The following is a 19,033-nucleotide window of genomic DNA, read 5'->3' as shown; positions in this document are numbered from 1 at the left end:
AGTCAGTCAAGGGGGGTCGGCGAGACCGTCCGTGACAGCCCCACCCCGATTTCTTCACCCCAGTACAGCAGTGCGATAGTGACCACGAAGACGAGCGTCGAGAGATCCCACGACAGCCACGCGATCGCACTGAACGTCGACGCGCCGAGCAGCGGGACGAGCACGGAGAACGTACAGCCGACACAGGAAACTACGCCGAACACACCCGAGAGAACGCCCGCCGTCGCGTCGAGGAGCCGTGCGTAAAGGAGATAGGCGAACGAAAAGTAGCCCACCAGTTTGAACGGAACAACCACGGCCTGAAGCCAGCTGTTCCGGTACACGAGCAGTGGCCCCCAACCAGGGAGTGCCCACGAGACACGGAACTCGGTCCCCGCGCCGGCCGACGGAAACGGACCGAACTGGAGCACTCCGCCCAGCGAGAGCAGGACGAGTAGGTAGCCGGCCGTGACCCCCAGTGCGAGCAGGCGGACCCGCCCGCGGCGGGCCCGCGTCGTCGTTCGTGAGACGGCGAGAAGCCCGAGGTTGATCCACACGAACGGATAGACCGCATACCGTGGTTCGGTGAGGGTCGACGTGGTCATCGCGAGGTAGGCGAGGATCACCAGTGCCTCGGCTGTGAGGACTCCTGCCCAGAGAGCTACGTCGGTCCTCGATACGTCGAACCGGCCACCGTCCACAGCCTTTCTGATTGGGGACGAACTCATTGGTCGTTCGGCTCTGTCGTGTACACTGTCACTATGCTGCGTAAATAAATCTTCACTCGACGACTGTCCGCCCGATACGCACGAGCGATCGAGATGCCCGATCAGGGCTTCGAATCCACCGACTGACTCCCGGGGCTACGGCGATCCGCCGGGTGCGTCGGCTTCTTCGGGAACGTCGTCGCCGCGTTCGGCGACGTGTTCAGCGACCTTTCGGCGGTTGATTTCGCCGACGCGGTCGGCGGTCTCGTCGACGAACGCGAAGAGGTTCTCGCGGACGGCGCTGTCCTCGTCGCGAATCGTCGGGCCGCCGCCCTCGCTGTCGAAGTCGGGGTGGACGGGGAGTTCGGCGAGCACGGGAACGTCGTAGTCGTCGCTGATTTCGGCGGCGCCGCCGCTGCCGAACATCTCGTGGGTGTCCTCGCAGTTCGGGCAGTGGTACGCGGACATGTTCTCGACGACGCCGAGCACGGGCGCGTCGTGGTTCGCGAACAGCTTCAGGCCTTTCCGGGCGTCCGCAACGGCCATCTCCTGTGGCGTCGTGACGACGACGACGCCCGCCACCGGCAGCGTCTGTAAGAGGTTCAGCGAGGCGTCGCCCGTACCCGGCGGGAGGTCGACGACGAGGTAGTCCAGCCGTCCCCACTGAACTTCGTTCACGAACTTCATCATCACGTTGTTGACCATCGGCCCACGCATCACCGCGGGCTCGTCGCCGTCGGGCATCATGTGGTCGGTGCTCATCACACGCACGCCCTCCGAGGCCGGCGGCACGATGTCGCCGTCAGGCGTGACGCCGGGCTCGTTCTCGGTGGACAGGATTCTGGGGACGTTCGGGCCGTGGACGTCCGCGTCGAGGATGCCGACGCGCGCGCCGCGGTCGTGCAGGCCGGCCGCGAGGTTCGCAGCGACGGTCGTTTTCCCGACGCCGCCTTTCCCCGAGGCGACGGCGACGACGTTTTTCACGCCGGGAAGGATCTCCTCGTCGAAGCCGTGTTCTTCGTCGACGTTCGCGCGCAGGTCGGGCTCGAGGTCGGCGTTTTCGATCACGTCCCGGATGTCGTTCCCGATCTCGATTTCGGCGGGCGAGTACGGCGCGTTGAACGCCAGTTCGACGCGGGCGGTGTCCTCGCTGACGGTGAGATCGTTGACGAGTCCCATCGAGACGACATCGTCGTCGTTCAGCGGGTCTTCGACATCGGCGAGTCGTGCTCGGAGTTCGGGTGCAGTGGGCATGGTGTTGGGTGTGGGTGCCGGGAGCCCCCGGCGGGGGTGGTTATCAGAAGAACGCGACCTCGATGACCATCGTGGCGACGAACAGTCCGCCCCACAGCGCGGTCGTGAGGCCGGCGAGATACGCGACGCCGAGGCCGACGGTCTTGCCGTCGCTCGGGTTGCCGAAGTACCACGCGGCCAGCATCACGTAGACGGGCGCGAGCACGATGCCGAAGATGAGGTACGTGCCCGGACCGACGAACGGCAGCGTGTAGGGAGCCGCCGACAGTGGGAGCATCAGTCACGCACCTCCTCGTGGTTGTCCTCGATGGCGTGCAGTTCCACGACCGGAATCACCTTCGAGACGGTGAGGAAGAACAGCACGACGATCCCGAGTGCGCCCAGGATGGAGGACAGCTCGACTGGCGAGGGGATGTAGTTCCCGGGGACGCCGTCGTACAGCATAAACTGCGGGTGCTGGAGCCCCTCGACGACGAACAGCGTCTTCTCGATCAGCGTGCCGGCGAGCACCGCGAACGACACCGCGACGATGCGCGGAATCGAGAACAGCGACGCCTTCAGCGCGGCCGCGAAGACGTACAGCAGGCCGAGTCCGACCAGACCGATGGCGAGCCAGTAGACGGGTGTCGAGAGCTTCACCTCGGTCGCGTACTGGAGCGCCGTCGGCGCCGCGAAGATGCCGGTGATGACCTGCTGGAGCTGCAGCCACAGGAACAGCAGGCCGAAGAAGCCGAGCCATTTCGAGAGCCCGTAGAACACCTGCTTCGGGATGAGCTCCTGCCAGCCGTAGGCGTACCGGAACGCCGCGGCGACGATGATGATGCCGCTGACCGCGGAGGTCAGCGCGATGGAGAGGAACGACGGCCCCTGGACGCCGCCCGCCCAGCCGGCCATCGACGGCAACAACGCGAACAGCCACGGGATAACGCCGCCGTGTAACAGCAGCGGCGCCATGATGATGATGGCGAACGCGAGCCACCAGACCATGCGCTCGACGACCTCGTCCTCCTTCTCCGAGTAGCCGACCAGCAGCGCCTTGTACAGCGGTTCGAAGGTGTCGGGTAGCCGGTCGCGCAGCCGGTGGATGTCGTAGCGGATGGTGAGCAGGAGGTACGTCGCCGTCAGCACGAAGTACGCGGTGATGACGGTGACGTCCCAGACGAGCGGTGACCACTGGACGCGTGTCGGCCACGCGGGCAGCACGCTCGTGACGAGGCGGTCCGGACGGCCGACGTGGATGAGGATGTAGAGTCCGGCGACGGTCAGCGCGGCAATCGTCAGCAGTTCGGCCATGCGCGCGACCGGCTGGTAGGTGTCCATGTCGAGCAGCCGTACCGCCGCGGAGAGGATGATGCCGCCGTGGGCGATGCCGACCCACCAGATGAACGCGCCGATGTACAGGCCCCACGGCACGCCGCCGCCGGACCCCCAGTCCGCGAGGTTGGTGACGACGAGGCCGTGCTGGAGCTGCTGGACGTAGAAGTACAGCCAGACGCCGATGCCGGCCAGCGCCGCCAGTAGCGCCACGAGGAAGAACTTCGACCGGGACTGGATCGGCCGGATGAGCGTATCCCGGTCGACGCCGGTGACATCGACGCTCACGGCCAGTCACCTCCGTTGGCGCGCGGCGTCGCATCGTCGCAGTCGGTGCGGTCGGGCCGTTCGCGGCCGGCGCTGCCAATCATGCCTCCTCCCCCTCCTTGTTGGCCATCGCGCCGTCGTCCAAGACCTCCTCCTTGCGGTTGTCGACGATGCCGGCGTCTTCGTAGGTCACCGGCCCCTCAACCTGTTCGGCGTGCGGCGACGGCTCGTTGCCGATGTAGTGGACGTTCGGGTCGGTGCCGCGTTCCTCCATGAGCTTGAACGTGGAGACGGTGTGCTCCTTGCGGTTCGGATAGGTCATGTCGTTTTCCTGTTCGTCCTTGTACTCGCGGAGGTGCTGGTTCGGGGGGCTCTCCGGATCGTTCATGTCCCCAAAGTGGATGGCGTCCATCGCACAGGCCTCCTCGCAGGCCGTCGTCCCGATTTTGTCCTCGCCCATCGCGCCGTCCTGGCGGTCGACGCAGAACGTGCACTTGCCCATCACGCCCTCGGGCGGGCGTGCGCCGACCCACTTCCCGCGTTCGTCGATCTGCTGGTCGTCGGGAATCTCCGATTCCGGGACATCCGGTTCGCCCCACTGGAAGTAGTTGACACCGTACGGACACGAAACCTCGCAGTACCGGCAGCCGATGCAGATGTCGTAGTCCGTCAGGACGAGGCCGTCCTGCTCACGGGTGTGGCGCGCACCCACCGGACACACCTTCGTACACGGCGAGTCCGTGCAGTGCTGGCACGGCCGCACAAGGAAGTTCTCGTCGCCTTGGTTTTCGTCCTCGTACGTGAACACGTACATCCAGTTCGCGCCCGCGGACGTGCCGTGTTCCTCGTTGCAGGCGACGACGCAGGCGAGACAGCCGTCGCAGTTGTTGAGGTTGATGGTCATCCCGTACCGCGTCCCGTCGCCGTCGTCGTCCGCTTGGGCGGCCGCAGTCTCACTGTCCACGCTCGCGAACAGCCCGAGTGCGACCGCCGCCGCGCCGCCTTTCTCCATCACTTCGCGCCGCGAGACGCCCTCGTCGTCGGCGAGCCCGGAGAGCCGGTCACCGAAGCCCTCGCCACCGGCATCGTCGAGCAGCCCCGAGATCTCACGGTCGTCCTCGCCGAACTCCTCGAGGACGTCCTCGTGATACTGGCGGTAGAACTCCGCCTCCGAGAGTTCGCCCGCCGCGACGCGCTGGGCGTCTTTCGCCATCTCGATGCCGAGCTCCGTGTCGTACTCGGTGTCGTCGAGCAGGCGCTCCATCCGCTCCTGTTCCTCGCCGTCAAACGATGTTGGGGTGTCGTCGTCTGGGTCTGGCATGCTGTGAGCCTCCGGCCGTGCAGGGGTGTTGCCGTCGCCGCCAGCTGTCGTTTTTCGCGTGGTTCGACCGTAGGTGGAAACTCTCACGCGTTCTCCAAGAACCACCCCCACCGTTTTCACGGACTGGGAACGAGCCCGATGATGTTCGCGTCCGTCGATGAGTGCCTCGTCGAAAAGGCGGTCTGGAGCCACTCGATATCGTCGTCGGGTATCTACGCGGCAAGACTCAGCGCCACGCACAACGTCGTGGCGGAGTTACTGGAGACGAACGATCAAACGACGAGCGGTGCCTGCGCGAGTCGGAAACGGTAGTACCAGAAGCTGAAGTGTGAGGTGCGTGGGGAGATCGTCCCGAGAGACTGTGCTCACCATCGGCCTCTCCGGCTCACATCCGGGCTCACTATGTTCTAGTGATGTCGACGAGTGCCTGCTTGAGCAACGCAAACGATCACGGACGCGATGGGTCGTGGCTTTTTAGACCGAGATTTCGACGAGGATTCTTCTTCGATAGGCGATCAATTGGTGAACGTCAAACACGAACATACTCGCTTGTGGAACCATCCTGTTCGATTGCGTATACGATAAACTCGCCGTCAGCTGTTCCTCCCATTCCGGGAGAGCCTGCAGGCATCCCCGGTAGCGCGATTCCCGTGATAGAGGGTCGTTCAGTTGCGACTTTTTCGACCGCCTCGAGGGGGAGATGGCCCTCCAAGACGTAGTCTTCAGTCGTGATCGTGTGGCACGCCCACAGTTTCCGGGGGATTCCCGCTCGCTGCTTCGGTTCAGTGTAATTCTCTTGTTCCACGATCTCGAGTGTGTCTACACCTCGTCCCCTCAAGATGTCGGCGTACCCATGACAGCACGGACACGACAGCGAGGTTACGAACGTGCCGCCGTTCAGCAGGGAGACCGCTTCCTGCCCGAGGCTCGGTGCGGAGCTCTCAGTTCCGGACGATCCGAGACAGCCACTCACACCGACAAGTCCGACGGTCCCTCCGACCTGGAGAGCGCGACGACGAGTCCACTGTGACACCATACCTGTTTCCGGTTGGATCTACGTGTATACGATATTACTGCCGATTCTCACAGGATGGGCATGGGGATGACCCCACTGCTCAATATGGCCTTTCCGTTTTGGTGTTCAGTGTGATACAGTAGGAGTCATTACTCAGGGGAGGATGATTCCCGCTCGTACCCCCACTGGTCGGTCGCCGCCGCGTAGACTCGTTTGAGAACACCGGGCCTCCCGAAAATCCGGGCGAACAGGACTGGATGGCGTCCCAGTCGGGCCAGAACGTCTCGCGGGGATCGATCGATAGCTTCGATATCCATCCCGGAGGCTGCCCGAATCGCTGCCCCCAGAATCTGTGGCTGGCGCGTCTCGATGAAGTATCGCACGACCGTTGCGAGCAGATACTCCGGTTTCATCGTCCGGTATAGGCGATCCGGATACTCGTGTAACCGGTCGTGCGTAGCCAGTTCCGCTGCGAGATACGACGATTGAACGGCCTGGGAGATCCCCTTTCCGGTGACCCGGTTCGCGAGACCGGCAGCGTCACCAACTCGGACGACGGATCGGTCCGGAAGGTAGGTCCGTTCGGGAGCGAGACTCGGACCCTCCGGAATGGTCGCGACGTTCGTTCGGTCCTGTGACGGTTCCGGCCATCCATTTCGGTCACACGCCGCCCTGAACGCAGCCATGTAGTCGTCAGGACGCTCGTCGAACGTCCACCCGATCCCGACGTTGGCTCGTCGTGCTGTCTTCGAGAACGCCCACGCGTAGCCCGTGTAGTTCTCGAGAACGATCCGACAGTTCGGATGGAGATCGCTGAAGTCACCCTCCACGTCGGCGTTGAGCGCGACGAACTGTCCCGAATACTCCTCGGTTGTTCCGAGTGCCTTGCTGGAAAGCGATGGCTGGCCGCTGGCATCGACGACGATGTCGTAGTCAGTCGTGAGCTCGAGGAATTCGGATCGCGTGATCGACTGGTTTTCGTGGATTTCGACGCCGTTCCGGCCGAGCTGGTCGGCCCAGGTGCGTTCGACGATGTGTCGGTCGGTGATATACGTATCCGGGGCGGTGAACTCCCCGCGACCGGTACAGCAGCGACCTGCGTTAGTACCGTCGTACACTTCGACTTCCATCGCTTGCAGCGGGTTGAGAAACCCGTTTTCGGTTGTGGATTCAAGCGGTATCGCGGAGCTATTCGTCATCGCTTCTCCGCAGTTGACGCGCTTGTCGGCGTAGGACTGCCGTTCGTAGAGATCGACATCAAATCCAGCGTCGTGGAAGCCGTCGGCAGCTGCCAGCCCCGCCATCGCGCCGCCAACCACCGCGACTCTCGAGGAGGATCTCATCGTCTTAGCCCCGACCGGGTTTGGTGTCGGCGCGGTGGCAACCGATCGGGACTCGGAATCAGTTGTGCTTTGGCATACGCAGTGCTGTTGGCCACACGGCCGCCAATGTCAGCTTTTTCGCCACTTGATTCTCCGGATGACTGAGACAGTGATTCGGCGAGAGGCATTGTGTTCATAGATCTGGATTGGATCGGGGTTTCGCCGACGAACCGTCGCTAGCCAACAACGATGTAGCCAGCGTCTTCGACGGCCTGCCTGAGATCATCGAGAGCGGCATCACCGTCGATCGTTACGAGATCGGACGTTCGGTCGGCCGTCGTATCTTCCACACCAGCCACACCTTCGAGAGCTTCCTGAACGGTCTGCTCACATCCGTCGCAAGTCATTCCTTTGACGGTGATCTGGATTCCCATGCCAGTATAAGATACACTCTCCTCCGTCATGCGAATTTCTGTTACAAATGAACGGAATCGAGGAAGTGTTTTCTTTGGAAACCACTCCTTCATTCCGGATACGATATAGAGTTCATAGAGAGGTGATGAGTTCGATCTCACGCGATGGACGAAATCACACGACTGAGTACGTATTGATCCGCGATCACGCAATCTAATAAAACACTGCCGAGATGTTCGCCTAGTAACCTCCGAACGGGTGGATGCGGCTCTCGGAGACCACGGCTGTGGTGTGATTCACCGGTTTCGGCGGGGAAGCTCCCGTGCTCCACGGTTCTCGTCGGGGCTGCAGACGACGACCGTTCGGTTACCGTCGTTGACGATGCCGCCGAGTTCCTGATAGCCAGCGAGCGTCGACAGTCCCGCTGCAGCGACACAGACGAACCGCTGTCGATTGAGACGCATGGGTTACTGTGTCGTATCGTTCCGGATGGGACCGGTCATTCGACGATAACTCGCCCGATCATCCCGTTTTCCTCGTGTGGAAGACAGAAGTATCGATAGGTCCCTGGGATGTCGAACGTGTAGCTGTACGTGTCGCCGCGTTCGAGAAACCCCCGGGCCGACGTACTCTGGCGGACGGCCTGTTCGGATTCGTAGCCACCGCTGGCGAAGTACGACGCCTCATCCGGTATCGCGTTCTCGTATGCAGACGCCGTGTGTGGCGCCCTGCTGTCGTTCGTCCAGGTGACTTGCTGGCCAGCATCTATCGTGATTTCGACCGGGTCGAAGCTGAATTCAGACGTCATCGTAACTGTCGGACCCGACGGGCCACCGCCCCCGAGACAGCCAGCGACCGTCGTCGTCCCGACGACCAGCGCGCTGCTACCCCGTCGGAGTATCGTCCGTCGCGAGTACGTCTCTGATGGCATCAGTACAGGCTTCCTCCTTGCATGCTCTTGTCGTGTTCGACATCGGAGACACTGAGTACGCTCCGACGTTGCTGTGGAGCGTTAGTCATGGGTCGCAACCTCCTCGATAGATTCAGGTCCTCGGAGTGATCCGTCGTCGCCCCCCTCGAGTTTCTTGATGCGGGTCGCGAGAGCGAGGAACGTCGCCGCGAGCGTCAGGGCCACCGCGGCGGCAGCCGCGAGGTCGTGCGCCCGAAGCGAGTGGTCGAGTGCCCCGTTGACGAGTTCGGCCCGCAGGAACGTGTGGTGGAACTCCCCGACGAGCGGTTCGAAGTAGTCCACGAGGTCGTTGAACCCGTACCAGATCGTGGCAATCGCGACTGCGCTGACCGAGAACTTGGCGTAGCGGTAGATCAGGAACGACTGGAGGGTCATCGCGAGATGGCTCACGATCAGGAACCAGTAGAGCCAGGCGGCGATGCCGCCGGGACCGTTGAGAACGAGCTGGACGAACGGCGTCCAGAGCCCGAGTTTGATGTTACCGAAGAAGGCAAGCATATGGAGCCACTCAACGTCGTAGTCGAGTTTCCACGCCGCGAGGCTCAGTGCGACGAACAGCGTCGCGCCGGGGCTGTCGGGAACGAACGGCCACATCACGAGCGGCGTCCCCGCGAGTTGGAACCGGTAGTACCAGAAGCCGAAAGCAGTGCCCGCGAGGTTGATCGCGACGATGACCCACGCGTAGCGGAGCGCGAGGTCTTCGAGACGCCGTGGAAGCGGCGCGAGATACGCGGGAAGCGTTTCCCGTGAGGCTGCACTCATGAGTACGAGCGATGGGTCACATTCCGGCTCCCGAACCGGACCGGTTCATCATGATGACGCCGCTGATCAACATCAACACCGCCAGAGCGACCATCCCGAGATCCCAGCCCATCCCGGCAGTCATCGTCGATCCCATGCCGCCACTCATCCCGCCGTTCATCCCTGAGCCCATGCCGCCACTCATTCCCATCCCCCAGTTCGCGCTGTCGGTGACGCCGACGAGCGCCTGATTGAGCAGCATCACCAGCGAGTAGCCGATCATCAGCGGGCCGCTCGCGTTCCCGAGCCGGCTCGCGGAGGGCGTCAGCAGGACGACGCCGTGGCCGACGACCACGACGCCGAGGACGGCCATGAGGAGGCCGCTGTTCGACCCCATCATTCCGGAGCCGCCGGTCGCGGAGACCAGCGAGTAGACCCCGGAAATCAGGGCGATTGCCGCGCCGTACTGCCGTGTCGTCTCAGTCGTATTCATCGAATCCATGGCTAGACACCCAGCATCATCCGAAGCGAGCCTCTGACGCCCATCGGAAGCCCGATAGCCCCGATGAAGAACGTCATCAGCCACCACCACGTCCGATTCATCTCATCCTTCACATCCGCGAGGTACCACACGATTCCCCCGGTGACGAGGAGTTTGAGCACGAACGTCGACCCGGAGAATCCGGTCGCCCGATACACGAACTGCGTCACGACCAGCTTCGGCGAGTAGCCGAGGAGCGTGACGCCGATGAGGTTCTGCGCGCCGTCCCACATCTGGCCGAAGACGGCGAGCAGGAACAGCGGATGCCGGAGGTTCGCGATGTCGATGAAGCCCGCTCCCCCGTAGTACAGGCCGGTGACGCCGAGGGCGATCCCCGTCGTCGCGATCGGGACCCACAGTCGAAGCGGGGCGGCACTCGTCGCGCCGTACCAGACCGCCCGGCCGAGAGCGCTGACAGCCCACACCGTCCCGACTGCACCGATCACCTGCGGGATCGAGACGAGTCCTCGATCACGACCGAGCGCTCCGATCCAGAGCGCGAGAGCGGTCACGGCGGTAACGACGACGTATATCGAGGGCGTGATGAACAGCACGGCGTACTCCCCGAGGATACCGATATCCTCCAGTGCGCGCATCGCGCCGCCGGCGACGATGATCGGCGCGAACCCGTACGCCAACCGAGCGTCGAACGTGACGTCGAGCCCGTCGAGATACGCGCGCAGCCCGGGAAGACTGTACCCGACTGCGGCGAGATACGTCACCGTGTTCACCGCGTTGTAGCCACGGACGGCACGAATCCCCTCGTGTGTCACCGGCCGACTGGCGGCGTCGGCGACGACCGGCCCCCAGAGGTACTGCCAGATGAACCGGTCGTACACGAGCGTCGGGAACGCGAGGACGCCGAGCCCGACGAGTGCGACCGGAGCGAGGAGATACAGTGCCCACCACGCGCGGGTTCCGGTGTCGGGGAGGACGGTTTCGATACGTCCGCTGACGGTGCTCACGACTCGCTCACCCCCAGTCGCCACGTCGTGCTCTTCGAGCGACCCCACTGTTCGAGCGACACGTCGGCGAGGTCGTCCTGGAGCTGGCTGAGATACTGGGCGACGGCTTTGGGTGACGCATCAGGGTCGTCCGCGATGTCGCGGGCGCGGAGGTACGTCGGTTCAGTGTCGGCTGTTCCGACGAGGTACGCGCGCACCGTTCGGCGAGAGAGGGTAAACATTGGTCGGGGATGGGAGCGGTCAGCGGAGCCGGCCGAACAGTTTGTAGTCGTGGTCGGGCGTGTACCGCCGGAACAGCAGGCTGTTCGTCAGCACCGAGATGCTCGAGAACGCCATCGCGCCCGCCGCGAGCACGGGCTGGAGCAGACCCAGCGATGCAAGCGGGATCATCGAGGTGTTGTAGCCGAGCGCCCAGACGAGGTTCTGCTTGATCTTCTGGAGCGTTGCATCGGAGATGCGGATCGCCTTCACCACGTCGACCGGGTCGTCGCGCATCAGCGTCACGTCCGCCGCCTCGATGGCCACGTCCGTTCCCGAACCGATGGCCGTCCCGACGTAGGCCACGGCGAGCGCTGGCGCGTCGTTGACGCCGTCGCCGACCATCATCGCCTTGCGACCTTCGTCCTGAATGGCCTCGACCGCGTCGGATTTGTCCTCGGGGAGCACTTCGGCGCGGACGTTGTCGGGATCGATGCCGACCTGCTCGGCGACCGCACGGGCGGTCCGCTCGTTGTCACCCGTGATCATCATTACGTCGACGCCACGCTCTCTCAGCTGGCTCACGGCGTCTTTCGCGCTCTCCTTGACCGTGTCGGCGTCGGCAACCACGCCCACGAGGCGGTCGTCGACGGCGACCAGCATCGCCGTCTTCCCCTCGTTTTCGAGCCGTTCCATCGTCTCCGCGGCGGGCGAGGGGTCGATGTCGTTGTCCCGAAGCAGTTTGCGGTTGCCGACGAGGACCTCATGCCCCTCGACGGTGGCACGGATGCCGTGGCCGGGGACGTTCTCGAAGCTGTCCGGGTCGGCGACATCGATACCGCGCTCTTCGGCTCCGTCGACGATGGCGCGGGCCAGTGGGTGTTCGCTCCCGCTCTCGGCGCTGGCCGCGAGCCGGAGGACGCCGTCCTCGTCGAGCGTCTCGGTCTCGCGTGTCGTGACTGCACCGCCGTCCGCAACTGCTTCCCCACCGCCATCGAAGACGACCACGTCGGTCAACTCCATCGCACCTTCGGTGAGCGTGCCGGTCTTGTCGAAGACGACCGTGTCCACGTCTTTCGCCCGTTCGAGGATGTCGCCGCCTTTGAACAGAACGCCGTTCTGTGCGCCGATGGTGGTCCCGACCATCGTCGCCGCCGGGGTCGCCAGTCCGAGCGCACAGGGACAGGCGATCAGTACCGCCGACGCGAAGACGACGATCGCGAACTCGAAGACGGACACCGTTCCACCGGCGATCGCCGGGCCACCGGCGACGAGGTCCAACACCGGAACCCACTCGACGAACCCAGCGAGTGCCTCCGGGAACAGGAACCAGACGACGCTCCAGAGGACGGCGTTGGCGATGACTGCCGGGACGAAGTACGCGGAGATACGATCCGCCAAATTCTGGATGTCAGGCTGGCGCGACTGTGCGTCCTTCACCGTCTGGACGATCTGCTGGAGCGCGGTGTCGGCGCCGACCTTCGTCGCCTCGACGACGAGCACGCCGTTCTCGTTGATGGTCGAGCCGACCACCTCGTCGCCTTCCTCTTTCTCGACGGGGACGGACTCGCCAGTGACCATCGACTCGTCGACCGCCGATTGGCCGTCGACGACCACGCCGTCCGTGGGGATCTGCTCGCCCGGTCGGACCTTCATTCGGTCGCCGACTTCCACGTCTTCGAGGGGGATTTCCTCCTCGTTGCCGTCCTCGTCGACGATGGTGGCCGTCTCAGCCTCCATCTCCAGCAGTTTCCGGAGCGCCTCGCCGGCCTGGCCCTTCGAGCGGGCTTCGAGGTAGTTGCCGAGCGTGATGAACACGAGGATGAGCGCGGCGGTGTCGAAGTAGAGCCCGCCGGCGATCAGCCCCGACAGCACCGCCACCGAATAGACGTACGCGGTGGTGGAGCCAAGCGCGATCAGGACGTCCATGTTGGCGCGGCCGTTCTTCACCAGGGCTTTGTACGAATTCTTGTAGAACGGCCACCCGAGTACAAGCTGGACGGGCGTCGCCAGCGCGAACTCGACCCAGCCGAACTCGACGCCGAAGATACTCGCGGGAACGAAGCTCCCACCGAGGAGGAACTTATCGGCGAGGAAGAACAGCAGCGGCGTCGACAGTACCGCGCCGAACAGCGTGAGCCGGAGCTGTTTCCGGATCTCGGCCTGACGGGCAGCGTCGCGGGCGTCCTCATCCGATTCGTCGTCGCCGTCCTCGCGAACGGGCGAGTAGCCGGCGTCCTCGATGGCGTCGTACATCGCCTCGCGGTCCGCGTCCGCGGGGTTGTACGTGACCTGGGCCTCGTCGGTCGCGTAGTTCACTTCGGCGTCGACGACGCCGGGGACGGCTTCGAGGGCGCTCTCGTTGGTGTCCGCACAGTTCGCACACGTCATGTCGGTGATGGCGATCGTCACCGTCCCCGAGACGGCGCCGTAGCCGGCCTCGTCGATAGCGTCGTAGATCTCTCCCAGCGATACCTCCTCGGGATCGTACTCGACGCTCCCCTCGTCGGTCGCGTAGTTAACGGTCGCCTCCGAGACGCCGTCGAGGGATTCGAGCGCCTCGCCAACCGTCTGCGAACAGTTGGCACAGGTCATCCCCGTGATGTTGAGGTGTGCAGTTCGTGTTCCCATTGCTACTGTATACTACGGGTTCCTCCCTTAGTGGGTTTACTACTTCGAGAGTGGTTCTCAACTCTTCGAATATCTTGGATTCGAAAGCGTATTTGAGTAGTCACGCGGCTTCTTCGAGGCCCTGGTACTGTTCTTCGAATCGAGTCCGACACGAGGGGCAACAGAAATGGTATACGTCTCCGCCGATCCGGGTGGATTCACCCTCGTTACCCACAGTGTTGCTACACTCCGCACACGTGATCGCGAACTCGGTTCCGTCGAGCGAGGGCGTCCACTCGAGATCGTCGATAAGCGTCACTGAGTAGTCGGTCGTTGGGATATCGTCGAGTAGGTCATCGATCCACCGACGGACGTTCTGCCCTTCTACACGACCGTAGAACCAGACCTCCCCCTCGGCCGTGACGAAAACGTGTTCGACACCGTCTGCACCACTGAGCCGGTTACGAAGCGCATCGACGGCGTCCGTGTCGTTGTCGAATCGGACGAACACCGGCACGCCGGCACGGAGCTGGGCACGGTTCACGTTGACGGTGAACCCGTTGATGACGCCCGATTCCTGTAACCGTGTGATACGGTCGGAGACGGCGGGTCCGGAGAGGTCGACCTCCTCGCCGATGCTACTGAACGGGCGACGGGCATCCTCGGCGAGCAGCGAGAGAATCTCCAGATCCGTCTCGTCCAAATCACGCATATCTTCCCGTACGGGTCCTGCACCACAATACTGTTTCCCTAGCTTCGCTTTCGAATGAGAGATTCTCTGGGCTGTGGTCTTTGGGTTCGAAGCAGTAACTGAGAAAAACGTGCATCCCGTACGTATGGTTGTATGGCCCGAACCATCACCGTCGAAGGCATGACCTGTGGACACTGCGAGGAGACCGTCGAAGAGGCACTGGAAAACGTGGACGGCGTCACGGCGGCAAGCGCCGACCGCGACGCGGAATCGGCGACCGTCGAAGGAACCGCGGACTCCGACGCGCTGGTCGACGCAGTCGACGACGCCGGCTACGACGCGTCCGCCTGAGTACCCTGTCGGGCGTACGGACGGTCACACTGCTGGCTGGGCTCCGGCGTGTTCGCGGGATAACGCCGAAATTCTCGGCCAGCAGGTCACTACTCCGAGGAGTTGTCTTGGGCTTCGAGTTGCGCCCGGCGCTCGTCGTACTCTGTTTCGGTGATCTCCCCGCGTTCGTAGCGTTCCTGGAGGAGCTCCATCGCCGAACCGGAGTTGGGGCCGGATTCGTCGCGACGCGCGAGCATGTAGGCAGCACCGCCACCCACACCGAGAAGGGTGAGCAAGCCGCCGAGTAGCCAGCCACCGCCACCCATGCCGGTCCCCCACATCCCATCCCCATGGCTGCCGCCCATACCGCCATGTCCCATCATGCCGCCGTCGGAGCGACCCTGCTCGGCGTTCTCGGACGAACCGTATGGCACTGTACCCTGTTCGATGACCGTATCACTCTCAGGGACAGACCCATCCGAGAGCGGACGTTCTTCGGCCGGGCCGCCGGGTTGTCCGACGACGATCCGGCCGACCATGCCGACCGTCTTGTGCGGGATGCAGTAGTAGTCGTAGGTACCGGGCGTCTCGAACGTGTGTTCGAAGCTGCCGCTGGAGATCGTCCCGCTGTCGAACGGGGTCGCGTCGGCTGGAATACGTTCCTCGTAGACCGTCGCCGAGTGCGCACCAGCAGCGATTGCGAACCGAACAGTCGTCCCCGGTTCCACGTGCAGCCCGATCGGGTCGAAGTAGTTGTTGCCCATCTTCACGGTGGACGTTGCCTGTGCCGTTGTCGTCCCTGTGAGCCCCGCGCTTGCGACGGCACCGGTGCCGAGCAGGCGCAGGAACTCTCGTCGGTTGGATTCGGTCATAGCTGTTGGTGGGTTATTCCAGGATCGACGCTCGCGGACGGCTGTCGAACACGCGTTGCCACGGGTTACGGGATCCTTCGTGAGCGACGAGTGTTCCGCGAACGAACGGGGCCACCGGCGGAATCCCGATCCCCAGTTCATCGAACTCCGTCATCTCGAAGCGGTCGTCGTGCCGGAACGTCGTTACAGTATCACGGTTGAGGTGACATCCGGCCGCGGCCCGACGCCAGACGGGATTCACGACGTCTTGGAGACGCGCGAGCAAGCCTTCGGCGTGAACGTGTTCGAAGAATCGGAACTCGCCGCCCGGTTTGAGAACGCGGGTAACCTCGTCGAGCGCCGCTTCGACATCCGGAATCGTACAGAAGACGAGCGACGCGATGACGACGTCGAAGGCGTCATCGGCGTACGGCAGCGACTGCGCTCCCTCAGAGCGAATCGTGATGTCGAGATCGAGACTCCTCGCTTTCTGCACGGCTTGACGGCGCATATGTGGGTCGGGCTCGACCGCGTGGAGGATGAGCGATGAGTCGTTGTCGGTTGCTGATTTGAAGTACGGGAACATCGCTCCAGTTCCAGCACCGAGGTCGAGGACGGCTCCGTGCAGGTCCGTGGCGAGGTACTCGCGGTGCTCCTCGAGGAGTCTCTCTTCGGCGTGCTTCGTCACCGGGTCGTACACAGCCGCAAACAGCGGATGTGAGGGGGACTCGTCTGTGGGCATCTTTCACTCGTGTTCGTGGTCTTACGGGCGCACCGCCACTCCCGTGGGCATTGCCCCGACGTCGACTTCAGTGTCCAACTGCTGTTTCGCCAGATCGATCACGGAGATACTGTTGGAACCGATATTGGTCACAAACGCGTAGCGACCGCTCGGTTCCACGTTGACGATGTGCGGTGTCTCCCCCACGTTTATCGTCTTCGTCACTTGTTTGGTAGTGGTATCTATCACGGAAACGATGTTGGCCGACTCGCTGGTCGCGTACGCGTAGTTCTCGTCGGGGTGAAACGCGATTCCGTGCGTCCCACTGCTGATATCGATCGTATCGCTCACTTCCAACGACGCAGCGTCAATGACAGTGACCTGGTCCGTGCCGCGGCTGGAGGCGTAGATCACCGAGCCGTCCGGAGACGGTTCCGCCACGTGGGTTGCCGGGCCGATTTGAATTTCCTCGATGATTTCACCGTCGTCGGTGTCGATGACGATCGTCGTCTGTTTTGCACCGCCACCGATGTAGAGTCGATCCCCGTCCTGACTGAACGCCGGCACATGGGCAATCGTTTCGACCGGGATCTTTTGATCGACCGTCTCGCTTCGGAGGTCGACACGGCGAACCTCTTTGGTCCCTCCGGTTGCCGTGTACGCGTAGTCCCCTGTCGGGCTAATCGCCGTGTGGAGTGGGTTCGGCCCGACCTCGATGGTGCTCATCACTTCCCGGGCCGACGCGTCGATCACCGTGATGATGTCCGCGCCGTTGTTGACGACGTACGCGCGCGAGCCGTCCGGTGAAAACGCAGCGAAATGTGGTCGGGCCTCGACGTCGATGGTCGTCCGAACCGCCATCGTTGCTGTATCGACGACCGAGACGGTGTTACTTCCCTGATTGGTTACGTACACGTCCTCACTGTTCGACGTCTGTGTCGCACAGCCGGCGAGTGAAACGCCGGCGGTCACGCTCCCTGCGAGACCGAGTGTCTTCAGCCAGTTCCGTCTGGTGTAGTTACGAGTCATGAGTGGATTCGGTGGGTCGGCGGAGTGTTGCGGTGTTCCTCGGCACGATGGGTCAATAGATCACGGGCTCCGTTGTTCGTCGCGAAGCGTGCGCAGACGGGCATCGAACTCGTCGTCAGTGAGTTCGCCACGGGCGTAGCGCTCTTGAAGCATCGTGACTGCTTGATCGGCGTCGTCGGGCCGGTCGTTTGTGGTCATTCTCACGCCCCTCCGGTCGTGAACTGCTCGTCCACAGCTCCGAGCACCCGCTCGAAGCGGTCGTGAACCTCCGTCCCGATGTCGTCGAGTTCCGGGTTCTCCGTGATACCAACGAGCTGTTGTGGATCGACGGCGCTCACGACGATGTCTCCGTTGTCCGCCTCGTAGACGACGACGTTGCACGGAAGCAACGCGCCGAGGTCAGGTTCTGCAGTGAGACCCTCGTGGGCGAGTGGTGGGTTGCAGGCACCGAGGATCCGATATCGGTCGGTCTCGACGTCGAGCTTCTCTTTCAGCGTCGTCTGCACGTCGATGTCACAGAGGAGGCCGAACCCTTCGTCCTCTAGCGCAGTCGTGACTGCGGCGACGACGTCGTCGAACGGTGCATCGATCCTAGTGGTGATAGTGTACGTCATGGTGGTGTGTTGGAGTTCGTTGTCAGATCAGGCTGTGAGCGCCCCTCGCACTTGGCACATCGTGTTCTTTCTTCACAATACTCTCTACTCCCCCGAGTATGTTAACCGGACGAGTCGGTTTGCTGAGTCAGCAAATCTCCCGCAGTTACATTCGATGCCGCGAACCGTGTCCAGCACCGAAGAATGGGGAAAACTGGGCTGTCACTCACGTGAGAGTGTCGCTCGCCGAGATTCGAACTCCTCGTCGGAGAGTTCTCCTCGGGCATAGCGCTCGCGGAGCTCCGCAAGAGCCGTATCCTCTCGCTCGCTCCCGTTCCCGCGTCCGACGCCGTAGACGAGCGCCAGGACGAGGCCGATCAGGAGGAGCAGCCAGAGGAGCATCCCGAAGCCGCCGAGTCCGCCCATGCCGCCCCAACCGCCGCCCATCATCCCGCCGCCGTAGCCACCACCGTGTGCAGCGGCCGTCCCGCTCGTACCGACGAGTACCGGGACAGCGACGAGTGCGATCTTCAGTCCGTTCCGCCGCAGGGTTTCGAGTTGTGAGGTCATGATTTCGTGTTTCGCTGATACCGCGTGCGTTCGTCCGATGCTATACCCGACACGAGGGGAGGGGCAGGTCAGCAGTGACCGGAGCCGCCCATTCCTCCGTAGTCGGTCATGTCGCCGTCATCGGCCATATCCTGGCCCATCTCCTCGACGGTTACGCCCATGTGCGACTCCATCCACTCTGTCGCACCGGGACCCATGTGTTCGGTCGTCTGCGCGTCCATCCAGGTGGCCCACTCCTCCGCGGTGCCGTTGTTCGGGGGCGCGTCGTCAGGAGTCGATGCCTCCCCGTGTGCGCTGACCGCGGGCGTGGCGAACGCGAGTCCGACGACCGTGAGCGCCACGAGCAGCCAGCGTCCGAGTGTGATGGTGGTCATTGTCCTTCTCCTCGGTTACTCGTAGAACAGCTCGAGGGTTATCACCGTGGGCGTGAACCAGCGCAGGAGAACGTTCGAGACTGTGTATAGAGCGTTCTAACCGTCTCTCTCGAACAAGATCGTTCATCGGCGGCGAATTCGGGCGTCTCGGTCGGTGGGCGCGGATAGCCGGCCGAGGTTCGGATACCAAACACGCAGCCGTGGCTGAGTTGAGCCTGCTAGCCAGAACTCCATTAAACGAACCTCGCGTAGTGTA

General features: G+C 63.2%; 24 protein-coding genes. 1 reads left to right on the top strand and 23 read right to left on the bottom strand.

From position 1 onward, the window contains the following. Positions 1-2: 2 nt before the first annotated feature. From ACQUSM_RS15475 to ACQUSM_RS15400, 16 genes are all read right to left on the bottom strand, one after another. Positions 3-707: a DUF7546 family protein gene (locus ACQUSM_RS15475; RefSeq protein ID WP_435120028.1), complete on the bottom strand. Its 705-nt coding sequence runs from the start codon at positions 705-707 to the stop codon at positions 3-5. Positions 708-842: 135 nt separating this feature from the next. Next, positions 843-1,940 (bottom strand): P-loop NTPase, encoded by a 1,098-nt coding sequence (locus tag ACQUSM_RS15470; RefSeq protein WP_435120027.1) that lies wholly within the window; start codon positions 1,938-1,940, stop codon positions 843-845. A 43-nt stretch (positions 1,941-1,983) separates the two neighbouring features. After that, positions 1,984-2,217 carry a hypothetical protein gene (locus ACQUSM_RS15465; protein WP_435120026.1) on the bottom strand — a complete coding sequence of 78 codons (234 nt, stop codon included), beginning with the start codon at positions 2,215-2,217 and terminating at the stop codon, positions 1,984-1,986. Then, positions 2,217-3,542, bottom strand: coding sequence for an NrfD/PsrC family molybdoenzyme membrane anchor subunit (gene nrfD / locus ACQUSM_RS15460; RefSeq protein ID WP_435120024.1), 1,326 nt, complete (start codon positions 3,540-3,542; stop codon positions 2,217-2,219). The genes ACQUSM_RS15465 and nrfD overlap by 1 nt, the downstream gene beginning before the upstream one ends. A gap of 79 nt (positions 3,543-3,621) precedes the next feature. Then, entirely contained in the window at positions 3,622-4,842 is a 1,221-nt protein-coding gene (locus tag ACQUSM_RS15455) for a 4Fe-4S ferredoxin N-terminal domain-containing protein (protein ID WP_435120023.1), read from the bottom strand. Positions 4,843-5,371: 529 nt separating this feature from the next. Next, positions 5,372-5,815 (bottom strand): DUF411 domain-containing protein, encoded by a 444-nt coding sequence (locus ACQUSM_RS15450; protein ID WP_435120021.1) that lies wholly within the window; start codon positions 5,813-5,815, stop codon positions 5,372-5,374. Positions 5,816-6,006: 191 nt separating this feature from the next. Continuing rightward, the gene (locus ACQUSM_RS15445) at positions 6,007-7,200 is read right to left on the bottom strand and encodes an NAD(P)/FAD-dependent oxidoreductase (protein WP_435120019.1); all 1,194 of its coding nucleotides are present in this window, start codon (positions 7,198-7,200) and stop codon (positions 6,007-6,009) included. A gap of 215 nt (positions 7,201-7,415) precedes the next feature. Beyond that, positions 7,416-7,643: a heavy-metal-associated domain-containing protein gene (locus tag ACQUSM_RS15440; RefSeq protein WP_435120017.1), complete on the bottom strand. Its 228-nt coding sequence runs from the start codon at positions 7,641-7,643 to the stop codon at positions 7,416-7,418. Positions 7,644-7,889: 246 nt separating this feature from the next. After that, the gene (locus ACQUSM_RS15435) at positions 7,890-8,057 is read right to left on the bottom strand and encodes a hypothetical protein (protein ID WP_435120015.1); all 168 of its coding nucleotides are present in this window, start codon (positions 8,055-8,057) and stop codon (positions 7,890-7,892) included. Between the two features lie 35 nt (positions 8,058-8,092). Further along, the gene (locus ACQUSM_RS15430; protein WP_435120014.1) at positions 8,093-8,524 is read right to left on the bottom strand and encodes a plastocyanin/azurin family copper-binding protein; all 432 of its coding nucleotides are present in this window, start codon (positions 8,522-8,524) and stop codon (positions 8,093-8,095) included. A gap of 81 nt (positions 8,525-8,605) precedes the next feature. Next, positions 8,606-9,325 carry a DUF1405 domain-containing protein gene (locus tag ACQUSM_RS15425; protein WP_435120009.1) on the bottom strand — a complete coding sequence of 240 codons (720 nt, stop codon included), beginning with the start codon at positions 9,323-9,325 and terminating at the stop codon, positions 8,606-8,608. Positions 9,326-9,341: 16 nt separating this feature from the next. Continuing rightward, entirely contained in the window at positions 9,342-9,797 is a 456-nt protein-coding gene (locus ACQUSM_RS15420; RefSeq protein ID WP_435120008.1) for a hypothetical protein, read from the bottom strand. A gap of 11 nt (positions 9,798-9,808) precedes the next feature. Continuing rightward, the gene (locus ACQUSM_RS15415) at positions 9,809-10,810 is read right to left on the bottom strand and encodes a DUF63 family protein (RefSeq protein WP_435120006.1); all 1,002 of its coding nucleotides are present in this window, start codon (positions 10,808-10,810) and stop codon (positions 9,809-9,811) included. Further along, positions 10,807-11,031, bottom strand: coding sequence for a DUF7123 family protein (locus ACQUSM_RS15410; protein WP_435120004.1), 225 nt, complete (start codon positions 11,029-11,031; stop codon positions 10,807-10,809). Before ACQUSM_RS15410 ends, ACQUSM_RS15415 begins: the two co-directional genes overlap by 4 nt. 19 nt (positions 11,032-11,050) lie before the next feature. Next, positions 11,051-13,639, bottom strand: a complete 2,589-nt coding sequence (locus tag ACQUSM_RS15405; protein WP_435120002.1) for a heavy metal translocating P-type ATPase — start codon at positions 13,637-13,639, stop codon at positions 11,051-11,053. A gap of 100 nt (positions 13,640-13,739) precedes the next feature. Continuing rightward, positions 13,740-14,330 carry an AsnC family transcriptional regulator gene (locus ACQUSM_RS15400; protein ID WP_435120000.1) on the bottom strand — a complete coding sequence of 197 codons (591 nt, stop codon included), beginning with the start codon at positions 14,328-14,330 and terminating at the stop codon, positions 13,740-13,742. Between the two features lie 132 nt (positions 14,331-14,462). On the opposite strand from ACQUSM_RS15400, the gene ACQUSM_RS15395 reads away from it, so the two are divergent. Continuing rightward, positions 14,463-14,660 (top strand): heavy-metal-associated domain-containing protein, encoded by a 198-nt coding sequence (locus ACQUSM_RS15395; protein WP_435119998.1) that lies wholly within the window; start codon positions 14,463-14,465, stop codon positions 14,658-14,660. Between the two features lie 89 nt (positions 14,661-14,749). On the opposite strand, the gene ACQUSM_RS15390 is transcribed toward ACQUSM_RS15395, so the two are convergent. From ACQUSM_RS15390 to ACQUSM_RS15360, 7 genes are all read right to left on the bottom strand, one after another. Then, positions 14,750-15,511, bottom strand: a complete 762-nt coding sequence (locus ACQUSM_RS15390) for a plastocyanin/azurin family copper-binding protein (RefSeq protein ID WP_435119996.1) — start codon at positions 15,509-15,511, stop codon at positions 14,750-14,752. A 13-nt stretch (positions 15,512-15,524) separates the two neighbouring features. Next, positions 15,525-16,232: a methyltransferase domain-containing protein gene (locus ACQUSM_RS15385; protein ID WP_435119994.1), complete on the bottom strand. Its 708-nt coding sequence runs from the start codon at positions 16,230-16,232 to the stop codon at positions 15,525-15,527. A gap of 21 nt (positions 16,233-16,253) precedes the next feature. After that, on the bottom strand, positions 16,254-17,240 hold the full coding sequence (locus ACQUSM_RS15380) for a beta-propeller fold lactonase family protein (protein WP_435119993.1): 987 nt from the start codon (positions 17,238-17,240) through the stop codon (positions 16,254-16,256). Between the two features lie 60 nt (positions 17,241-17,300). Continuing rightward, a complete protein-coding gene (locus ACQUSM_RS15375) occupies positions 17,301-17,438 on the bottom strand; it encodes an SHOCT domain-containing protein (RefSeq protein WP_435119991.1) in 138 nt (45 codons plus the stop codon). Between the two features lie 2 nt (positions 17,439-17,440). Next, positions 17,441-17,854, bottom strand: a complete 414-nt coding sequence (locus ACQUSM_RS15370; protein ID WP_435119989.1) for a DUF302 domain-containing protein — start codon at positions 17,852-17,854, stop codon at positions 17,441-17,443. A 201-nt stretch (positions 17,855-18,055) separates the two neighbouring features. Then, positions 18,056-18,403, bottom strand: a complete 348-nt coding sequence (locus ACQUSM_RS15365) for an SHOCT domain-containing protein (protein ID WP_435119988.1) — start codon at positions 18,401-18,403, stop codon at positions 18,056-18,058. Between the two features lie 68 nt (positions 18,404-18,471). Then, positions 18,472-18,777, bottom strand: a complete 306-nt coding sequence (locus tag ACQUSM_RS15360; protein ID WP_435119986.1) for a hypothetical protein — start codon at positions 18,775-18,777, stop codon at positions 18,472-18,474. Positions 18,778-19,033: the final 256 nt, after the last annotated feature.

It is taken from the genome of Halolamina sp. C58 (assembly GCF_051195095.1).
Taxonomy (GTDB): Archaea; Halobacteriota; Halobacteria; order Halobacteriales; family Haloferacaceae; genus Halolamina.
This window is presented reverse-complemented; position numbering and strand designations above follow the sequence as displayed.